Origin of the sequence: Nocardia sp. NPDC057227 (assembly GCF_042669725.1) — a bacterium.
In the GTDB taxonomy this organism is placed as follows: domain Bacteria; phylum Actinomycetota; class Actinomycetes; order Mycobacteriales; family Mycobacteriaceae; genus Nocardia; species Nocardia asteroides_A.
The window spans coordinates 118,107-126,369 of sequence record NZ_JBHUXA010000021.1 but is presented as its reverse complement, the minus strand read 5'-3'; the positions used below and the strand labels follow the sequence as shown (position 1 = coordinate 126,369).

The 8,263-nt window shown below is 71.8% G+C and carries 10 protein-coding genes; 5 read left to right on the top strand and 5 right to left on the bottom strand.

Annotated features, from left to right (window positions below; translation table 11 throughout):
- Window positions 1-24: 24 nt before the first annotated feature.
- Window positions 25-399 (bottom strand): hypothetical protein, encoded by a 375-nt coding sequence (locus ACFUJ1_RS25765; RefSeq protein WP_378649574.1) that lies wholly within the window; start codon window positions 397-399, stop codon window positions 25-27.
- Window positions 400-886: 487 nt separating this feature from the next.
- Here ACFUJ1_RS25765 and ACFUJ1_RS25760 point away from each other — a divergent pair, with 487 nt between their 5' ends.
- From ACFUJ1_RS25760 to ACFUJ1_RS25740, 5 genes are all read left to right on the top strand, one after another.
- Window positions 887-1,123: a hypothetical protein gene (locus ACFUJ1_RS25760; protein WP_378649572.1), complete on the top strand. Its 237-nt coding sequence runs from the start codon at window positions 887-889 to the stop codon at window positions 1,121-1,123.
- A 10-nt stretch (window positions 1,124-1,133) separates the two neighbouring features.
- Window positions 1,134-2,576, top strand: a complete 1,443-nt coding sequence (locus ACFUJ1_RS25755; protein ID WP_378649571.1) for an RNB domain-containing ribonuclease — start codon at window positions 1,134-1,136, stop codon at window positions 2,574-2,576.
- A gap of 263 nt (window positions 2,577-2,839) precedes the next feature.
- Window positions 2,840-3,151 carry a hypothetical protein gene (locus tag ACFUJ1_RS25750; RefSeq protein ID WP_378649569.1) on the top strand — a complete coding sequence of 104 codons (312 nt, stop codon included), beginning with the start codon at window positions 2,840-2,842 and terminating at the stop codon, window positions 3,149-3,151.
- On the top strand, window positions 3,064-4,473 hold the full coding sequence (locus tag ACFUJ1_RS25745; protein WP_378649567.1) for a polymorphic toxin type 44 domain-containing protein: 1,410 nt from the start codon (window positions 3,064-3,066) through the stop codon (window positions 4,471-4,473). The genes ACFUJ1_RS25750 and ACFUJ1_RS25745 overlap by 88 nt, the downstream gene beginning before the upstream one ends.
- A gap of 65 nt (window positions 4,474-4,538) precedes the next feature.
- A complete protein-coding gene (locus ACFUJ1_RS25740) occupies window positions 4,539-4,901 on the top strand; it encodes a hypothetical protein (protein WP_378649565.1) in 363 nt (120 codons plus the stop codon).
- A gap of 22 nt (window positions 4,902-4,923) precedes the next feature.
- On the opposite strand, the gene ACFUJ1_RS25735 is transcribed toward ACFUJ1_RS25740, so the two are convergent.
- Genes ACFUJ1_RS25735 through panB form a run of 4 tightly spaced genes read right to left on the bottom strand, consistent with a single transcriptional unit; the run spans window position 4,924 to window position 8,236 of the window.
- Window positions 4,924-5,907 (bottom strand): CHAD domain-containing protein, encoded by a 984-nt coding sequence (locus ACFUJ1_RS25735; protein WP_378649563.1) that lies wholly within the window; start codon window positions 5,905-5,907, stop codon window positions 4,924-4,926.
- Window positions 5,904-6,869: a prolyl aminopeptidase gene (gene pip / locus ACFUJ1_RS25730; RefSeq protein ID WP_378649561.1), complete on the bottom strand. Its 966-nt coding sequence runs from the start codon at window positions 6,867-6,869 to the stop codon at window positions 5,904-5,906. Before pip ends, ACFUJ1_RS25735 begins: the two co-directional genes overlap by 4 nt.
- The gene (locus ACFUJ1_RS25725) at window positions 6,869-7,324 is read right to left on the bottom strand and encodes a hypothetical protein (RefSeq protein ID WP_378649559.1); all 456 of its coding nucleotides are present in this window, start codon (window positions 7,322-7,324) and stop codon (window positions 6,869-6,871) included. The genes pip and ACFUJ1_RS25725 overlap by 1 nt, the downstream gene beginning before the upstream one ends.
- 57 nt (window positions 7,325-7,381) lie before the next feature.
- Complete coding sequence (panB, locus tag ACFUJ1_RS25720; RefSeq protein ID WP_378649557.1) at window positions 7,382-8,236, bottom strand: 3-methyl-2-oxobutanoate hydroxymethyltransferase; 855 nt, start codon at window positions 8,234-8,236, stop codon at window positions 7,382-7,384.
- Between the last annotated feature and the right edge of the window lie 27 nt (window positions 8,237-8,263).

The following is an 8,263-nucleotide window of genomic DNA, read 5'->3' as shown; positions in this document are numbered from 1 at the left end:
GCTCGGGGGCGGGCCGCGGTCGGCTCAGCACATCAGCTTGATCATCTGGAAGATCGCGGCCGCCTCCTCGGGGCTCCCCTTCTTGCCGTTCGCCGCCACCCGGTCCGCCACCGACGCCTGCACGTCGGCCTCCGGCTTGCCCACCCTGATGTCGCCGCAGGTCTGGTTGAGCGTATTGCTCAGCGCGGCGTCGTCCTTGCCGCTCGCCAGGGCCGGGAAGGCGCTGCGGAAGCTGACCACGAAGGTGCCCGCCTTGACGGCGTCGACCACCTGCGGGGCCGAGGTGGCAGCGGCGGAGCTGGAGCCGGCCGGGGCGGCGGCATCGTCCCCGCCGCACCCGGCCAGAACCAGGGCGAGGGCGGTGGCACAGGCCGCGACGGCGGCATTCGTTCTGATCACGGGCGGGATGCTAGCGGCCCGGAAACGACGACGCCTCCCGTCCGGAATGAACGGGAGGCGACGAAAAGGGGTGGTGAGACGGGTCTCACACCGGAGCGACCACGAACACCTGCGCCCAGTAGGCCGCCTGGTCCGGGCCGAGGACGGGCAGGAGGTAATCGAAGAGAATCGTGGACATGCGGCGGCAACTCCCGTGGATCGACTGCGTTCGAACGCCCGTCACCGTACCCGAGCACGACCGTTCGGCGGCCGGATGGTGACCGCTCCGTGACTGGCGGATGCCGTGACCGGCGTCATAGAGTGAGCGCCGTTGGCAAGGCCCCGCGCCGGGTGCTCGCCGGGTAGCTCAGGGCCGTTTCATCTCCGATCGTGGGAAGCAGGTCTCATCTCTATGCGGGTAGTTCGTTCTCTGGTAGCCGGTGCGCTGATCGCCGGTGCCGCTTCGGTTTTCGCCGCTCTCGGGGCCGGTTCGGCCGGTGCCGTCGCGGTGACCCCGCTGCCGGGCGGGGTGCAGGTCGACCTCAGCCCGGCCGACACCGCGTTCGTGGCCCAGAACAATGTCGGTCGTGCTATCGCCGGGTTGCCGCACCCGTCGGCCGCCTCGTTCGGCCAGGCCCTCGACGCGGCGGCCGACGTCTCCGCGCAGGTGCCGAACGGGCGCGTCACGTTCACGGTCTACGGGCCGCTGAACGAGCTCAGCGGCACCATGCTGGCGCTGCAGTAGCGTCTCCCCCGTGGAACTCCATCGGCGGATCCGCTCCGCACCGGTCGACTTCGGCGCCGTTCGCACCGAGTTCGACCTCCCGACGGGGTACCCGGACGCGGCGGTCACGGAGGCCCGCGACGCGATCGACGCGTTCGCGGGCCTTCGCCGCGACCGGACCGACCTCGCCTTCGTCACGATCGATCCCCCCGGCGCCATGGACCTGGACCAGGCCGTGCACCTGACCCGCGGCGCCACCGGCTTCACCCTGCACTACGCCATCGCCGACGTGGCCGCTGTGGTCCGGCCGGACGGCGCGCTCGCCGCGGCGACCCGCTCCCGCGGCCAGACCTACTACCTGCCCGACGGCACCGTCCCGCTGCACCCGCCGGTGCTCTCCGAGGGCGCCGCCAGCCTGCTGCCCGACGTGGACCGGCCGGTCGCGCTGTGGACCGTCGACCTGGACTCCCGCGCCGCTCCGCGGAGCTACCGCGTCGAGCGCGCCCTGATCCGGTCCCGTGCCCGCCTCGACTACGCCGGGGTGCAGGCCGCCGCCGACGCCGGGACGCTGCCCGCCGCCATCGCGGGGCTGCCCGAGTTCGGCGCGCTCCGCATCGAGGCCGGGCTGCAGCGCGGCGCCATCGCGCTGCGGCTGCCCGCGCAGAGCGTCGTCGCGGACGACGGCGTCAGCGGGCACTGGAGGCTGGCGCTGGAGCCGCGCACCGCAGCCGACGACTGGAACGAGCAGGTCTCGCTGCTGGTCGGGATGTGCGCCGCGCGCATCATGCTGGACGCGCCGGAGCCCGTCGGATTGCTGCGCACCATGCCAGCCCCGCCGGACTCCGCGGTCGCCGCCATGCGCCGCACCGCCGCCGCGCTCGGCGTCGCCTGGCCCGCCGAGCAGCCGGTCGGCCGGATGCTGGCCGGGCTCGACCCGAACACCCCCGCCGGGCTGGTGCTCAACTCCGAGGCGACGACGCTGCTGCGCGGCGCCGCCTACACCGTCTTCGGGGTGGGCGCGGAACCCGCCGCCGTACCCGACGCCCCGGCGCACAGCGGCCTCGGCGCCCCGTACGCCCACGTCACCGCCCCGCTGCGCCGCCTCTCCGACCGCTTCACCACCGAGATCTGCTTGGCCCGCTGCGCGGGCACCGCTATACCGGACTGGGTGCGCACCGGATTGACCGAAGCCGCCAACGCCATGAAACGCAGCGACAGCACGGCGAACAAGGTGGACCGTGCCTGCGTCGACCTGACGGAGGCGACTCTGCTCGCGCCCCGGATCGGCGCCGAGTTCGACGCGGTGGTGCTGCGCGAAGCGGCGGGCGCCAAGCCCGCCGAGATCTTCGTCGCCGACCCGCCGATCCTCGCCCCCTGCACCGGGGAGCCGCCGGAGGGGGCGCGGGTCGGGGTTCGGCTGATCGGCGCTGATCCGGCGGCCCGCCACGTGCGGTTCGGCTACCCGGCCACCTGAGACGCCGCGACGGCGGGGCTCCGGCCCGAGCTGTGCCGTTGCCGAGGAACGGTTTTCGCCGCCGCCGGGTGCGGCCGGGTGACGGTGCGCCGGGGTGGCGCCTGCCGGACACCGGCCCGTAAGCACACTCCGGCTCCGTCCCCGGTTCGCCACGGATGCGCGGTGCCGCGTCCGGTGCTCGGTTCCTGGACACGGTCGGCGCATGCTGTCGGAGGTCTGGCGTCCATGGGGTGGACGCCGATTCCGCAGGGGGGAGTCGAACCATGCTCGAAGCCGATATTCAGCAGCTGCGCAAGCTGGCGACCGTCGTGGCCGAGGTGGGAGCCGAGATCGACCGGATCGACGTGCGCACGACCGGCACAGCCGTGCGCACCGCCTTGCCCGGCTGCGCGATCGCGGCAGCCTGCGCGACCGCGGGTGAATACATCGAGGGTGCGTGGCTACGGGTTTCGTGGCGCCTGACCGAACTGTCGACATTGCTCGTCTCGTGCGCCGACAACTACGCGATGACCGAGGACGACTTCACGCGGAAGCTGCGCTCGCTGGCCTTCGACCCGGCAGGCGGGCAGCGCTGATGCCGACGCGATCCGAACTCGACAGGTGGGATATCGACGGACTCCGCGTCTGGGCGACCGAGATCCGAGCGGGCACTACCTCCTATGGAAACGAGCTGCGGCGAATGAACACCCACTTCGCCGATACCCAGTGGCTCGGAAAGGCAGCGGACGCCGCGGGGGAGCGCATTGCCGAGTACGTCGACGAGGGCCGGAAGCTCGGCATCGAGAACGGCGAGTTCGCGGATGCGCTGGACGCGGCCGCCGGTCGATTGGAGAGCGAGCGGAATATCGTCCGCGCCAGGGTCGGCGACGTCGAGAACGACCGGACCACCGCCGCGACCTTCATTGTCGGCGACACCTGGCTGGTCGATCTCGATACCCTCGAGGCACCGATCGACGCGAAGAATCCACGGTTCACGAATATCCCCGCCCGGCATCGAGCACACCAGGATGCGATCGACACCGCGCTGCACGGACTCGACACGGCGATCGACGAGTTCAGCACCGTGATCGCGACGAACGCACAGGAGATTCGCGCCCGCGGCAACCAGTTCGGTGCCGGGAACTCCCGGGCATCGGCGGCCTCTCCGCAGACCGCGCAGCAGGTCGGGGCGGCCAGGGCCGAGCTCGACCGCCTTGTCGCGGTGAAGTACGCGGGGACCGGCGTCGATCCGATCACGGGTGAGCCGATCGACAACGCCCTCGACCGGGCGCGGCACGAATACAGCAAGTGGCGGCAATTGGCGGACACCCAGATGAACCTCGATGACTACACCGAAAGCGAGAAACGGTTCACCCGGGCGGAGGAGTTCATCTTCGACGAGATGAAGACCAATATCGCTTCGACCGAGGTCGCTCGTATGTCGCAGTTGAACGAACCGCACTGGTGGCAGGTCGTCTTGCCACCCGCTGTGGACCAGGCATCTGCCGCGTCGCTGCTCTACGACATGGTGGAGGTGGGAGGGCCGTGGGATCACAAGCCGATCCTCGAGGAGAAACTCGGTCTGTCCGCGGATAACGATTACTACTTCAAGGATCCGTCGCAGAATCGGGCGGTTTTCTACGACATCTACTCCAATATCCACTACGGATACGTCGGTCGGGCGGCGGGCTTCCCGGAGGAGACCCTGCTCGCGGGCGCCAACCTCGGCACCGGCGCGACCGGGGTGAGTGACGCGGGCGACGACATCACCATGCGCATCGGCGTCCAGCTCTACGAGCGGTACGGCAGCGATCTCACGCAGGCACAGCTGCACGAAGGTATCGAGCAGGCGATGAACGAGATGGATTCGGCGCTGAGCTCGGGGAAGCCGACCACGCAGATCCGGGTGACGCAGTGACGGCGGAAAACTCCGCCGCGCCGCGGGCGGTCTGGCCCTCGTTCCGGCTGTACATGCTCTATTTGGTGGTCGCCGTCGCCGCGGGGATCGGCACCTCGAAAGTGGTCACCGATACCGTGGCGCGGTCGTGGCGGGATTGCGACGCGGCTGGTCCCGGCGAGCACCTGATCCTGCTGGTGATGTGGATGCCGAACGCGGTCGCGGTCGGGGTGTGGTGGGTGGTGGTGCTGCTCCTCGGTCACCGGCTGGGGACGCGCGTGCCCGCGGTGATCCGGTTGCCGGTGACCCTGCTGGTGTGCTTGTCGGGGTCGCTGGTGGCGGTGTGGGCCATGATGGTGTGGTTGCACGATCCTGGGGGCACGATTGTGCACCCCGTCTGCCCGCCGGGGAATACGCCGCCGTGGTGGCCGGCCTGGTTGCCGCTGTAGGTGGCGGCGTCCACGGCGGCCCCTATTCGGCGTGCACGGCGGTCCCGCTGCCGTTGCGGTCGGCCGCGACCTTCTTGCCCGACGCGCCCTCGTTCTGCTCCGGCCTCGAGGCGGGCTCGGGGGCCCGCACGTGCCCGTGCTCTTTCAGCTTCGCCAGCGCGTCCGGGTACTTGGCCAGCGCCTTGCGCGCCGCCTTCTTCTCCGCCTTGGCCAGCTCGGCGTAGATCCGCCGCGACCCACCGTCCGCCTCGGCCTCCTCCGCCCGCACCAGGATCGCGTCCCGCGACTCCACCGCGTCCCGATGGTCACCGAGCACCGTCTGCAACTTCTTGGCCCGGTCCCCGGCCGCGGCCGCCTCGGCCCCGATGGTCTCGGCCGCCGCCTCGCACGAGTAGCGCAGCCGCTTGGCCGACTTGCGGATGTCGTGCAGCAGCTCGACCCGCTCGGCACCGGAGACGGTCGAGAGCCTGCCCGCCTTCTTGGTCAGCCGCTTGCGGTCGGCGCGCAGGACCCCCTCGAACACCTGCGGCGCCGGCAGCTGGGAGCGCGTCGGCAGCAGCGGCGGCGACTCGCGCCAGAGCGCGAGCGCGATGTGCAGCTCCGCGTAGCGCGCGCCGTCCAGCGCTTCCAGCACGGCGGCGTGCGCGGCGGCGTAGCGGTCGCGCTCGGCGCGCACCAGCCGGGTGCCGAGCGCGTCCCTGCGCACCGTGCCGCGCCGGGAGTATGCCTCGACGAGCCCGGCGAACCGCTCGGCGCGCACCTCGGCGTCGCGCGCCTCGCCGAGTACCCCGGCCAGCCACTTCAGCTCGGCGCCGAGTTCGGCGGCGGGCTCGGCCTCGAAGAGGCTCCCGTAGGAGCGGAGCACGCTGCGGAGGCGGCGGGTGGCAACCCGCATCTGGTGCACCGAGTCCGGTGCGTCTGCCCGCACGTCCGGCTCGGCGGCGAGCAGGCGGTCGGTGTCCTCGCTCAGCGCGGTGACGGCGGCGGCTCCGGCGGTGGCGGTCATGGGGATTCCTTCGCGAAGCGGTCGGTCGCCTCGACGAGGCGATGGACGGTACCCGGTTCGGCGGCCGCGTGTCCCGCGTCGTCGACCACGTGCAGCACCGAGCCGGGCCAGGCCCGGTGCAGCTCCCACGCGCTGGTCGCCGGGCACACCACGTCGTGCCTGCCCTGGACGATCACGCCCGGAACGTCCGCCAGCGCGCCGATGTCGCGCAGCAGCTGCCCCTCGTCGAGGAAGCCGCCGTGGCGGAAGTAGTGGTTCTCGATCCGCGCGAACGCCAGCGCGAACCGCGGTTCGGCGGTCTCGGCGACCCGGTCCGGCTGCGGCAGCAGCGAGCTGGTCGCGCCCTCCCAGGTGGACCAGGCGACCGCGGCCCGCAGCGCCAGCTCCTCGTCCGGGGAGTGCAGCAGCCGGTGATAGGCCTCGACCAGGTCGCCGTCGCGGTCGGATTCCGGCACGGGTGCCAGGAACCGTTCCCACTCCTCGGGGTAGAGGTACCCGGCGGAGCCGTTGTAATACCAGTCGATCTCCTTCCTGCGGAGCAGGAAGATGCCGCGGAGCACCAGTTCGGTGACGCGCTCCGGGTACCGCTGCGCGTAGGCGAGCGCCAGCGTCGACCCCCAGGACCCGCCGAAGACCTGCCAGCGCTCGATGCCGAGCCGGGTGCGCAGCGCCTCGATGTCGGCGATCAGGTGCGGCGTGGTGTTCACCGCGAGGTCGGCGCCGTCCGCGACGTGCGGCGTCGAGCGCCCGCAGCCGCGCTGGTCGACGAGCACGATGCGGTACGCCGCCGGGTCGAAGAACCGCCGGTGGAACGGCGCCGTTCCGCCGCCGGGCCCGCCGTGCAGGAACACCACCGGTTTGCCCGCGGGGTTCCCGCTCACCTCCCAGTACAGCTGCTGGCCGTCGCCGACGGCGAGCAGGCCGCTGTCGTGCGGGGTGATCGGCGGGTACACGGCACGCATCAGAAGGCGATCCCCGCGGCCAGGTTCGGCAGCCCGAGCGCCTCGATCGCCTGCTGGTGCACGTCGGGGCAGGCGCCGGTGAGGGTGCGGTCGACCACGGCCTTGTCCGCGAGCACCTGCCCGTTGATGCCGCCGTTGCGCAGCGCCCACTCGTGCACGAGCGCGTTCAGCCCGATCCGGCCGAGCGTCGGCCCCTGCACCCGGAAGTTGGAGAGCTCGGGGCGCAGCATGTTGCACAGGTCGGTGGCGGCCGCGTCCGGAACGGTGAGCGGGGCGGCCGCGCCCGGCGTCGGCGCCGGGCCGGTGCTGCGGGTGGTGCTGCCCGGTGCGCTGGTGGTGCTGCCCGCGCTGCCGGTCGGGGCGGGTGTCGTTCCCCCGCATGCGGTCAGCGCGACCGCGCCGAACATGGCGGCGGCGAGCAGCGCGCTACGGGACATCCAACGGGGGAGCGGCATCGGAACCTCTGTGTCGATCGGGTGATTCGGTTCCCCCGAGTCTGCCACCGGCTCCGGTCAGAAGGTGTGCTCCGGTGCGGGGAATGTGCCCCGCCGCACCTCGTCGGCGTAGCAGGCGGCGGCATCGCGCAGCGCGTCGCCGACCGCGCCGAAGCGCTTCACGAACTTCGCCGTCTTCCCACTGGTGAACCCGGCCATGTCCTGCCAGACCAGCACCTGGGCGTCGCACTCGACCCCGGCGCCGATGCCGACGGTCGGAATGGTGAGTTTGCGGGTGACCTGCCCGGCCAGCTCGGCCGGGACCATCTCCATCACCACGGCGAAGGCGCCCGCCTCCTGGACCGCGATGGCGTCGGCGATCAACTGCTCGGCGCCGTCGCCGCGGCCCTGCACCCGGAAGCCGCCGAGCGTGTTCACGCTCTGCGGGGTGAAGCCGATGTGCGCCATGACCGGGATTCCGGCGGCGGTGATGTGCGCGATCTGGTCCGCGACCCGCTCGCCGCCCTCCAGCTTCACCGCGTGCGCCTGCCCCTCCTTGAGGAAGCGGGTGGCGGTGGCCAGCGCCTGCTGCGCCGATGACTCGTAGCTGCCGAAGGGCAGGTCGGCGACGACCAGCGCGCTCGGCGCGCCGCGGACGACGCCGCGGACCAGCGGAATCAGCTCGTCGGCTGTGATCGGCACGGTGGTGTCGTAGCCGTAGACGACGTTCGCCGCGGAGTCGCCGACCAGCAGCACCGGGATGCCAGCCTCCTCGAAGAGCCGGGCCGTCGAGTAGTCGTAGGCGGTCAGCATGGACCACTTCTCGCCCGAGGTCTTCATCTGGGCGAGGTGCTGGACGCGGGTCTTGCGGCGGGTGGGGGCGGTCGCGGGGGCTGCGCCGTAGGCAGGGGTTTCGGCACCGGATACGGACATCGATGTCCCTTTCGTCGATTCCTCGAG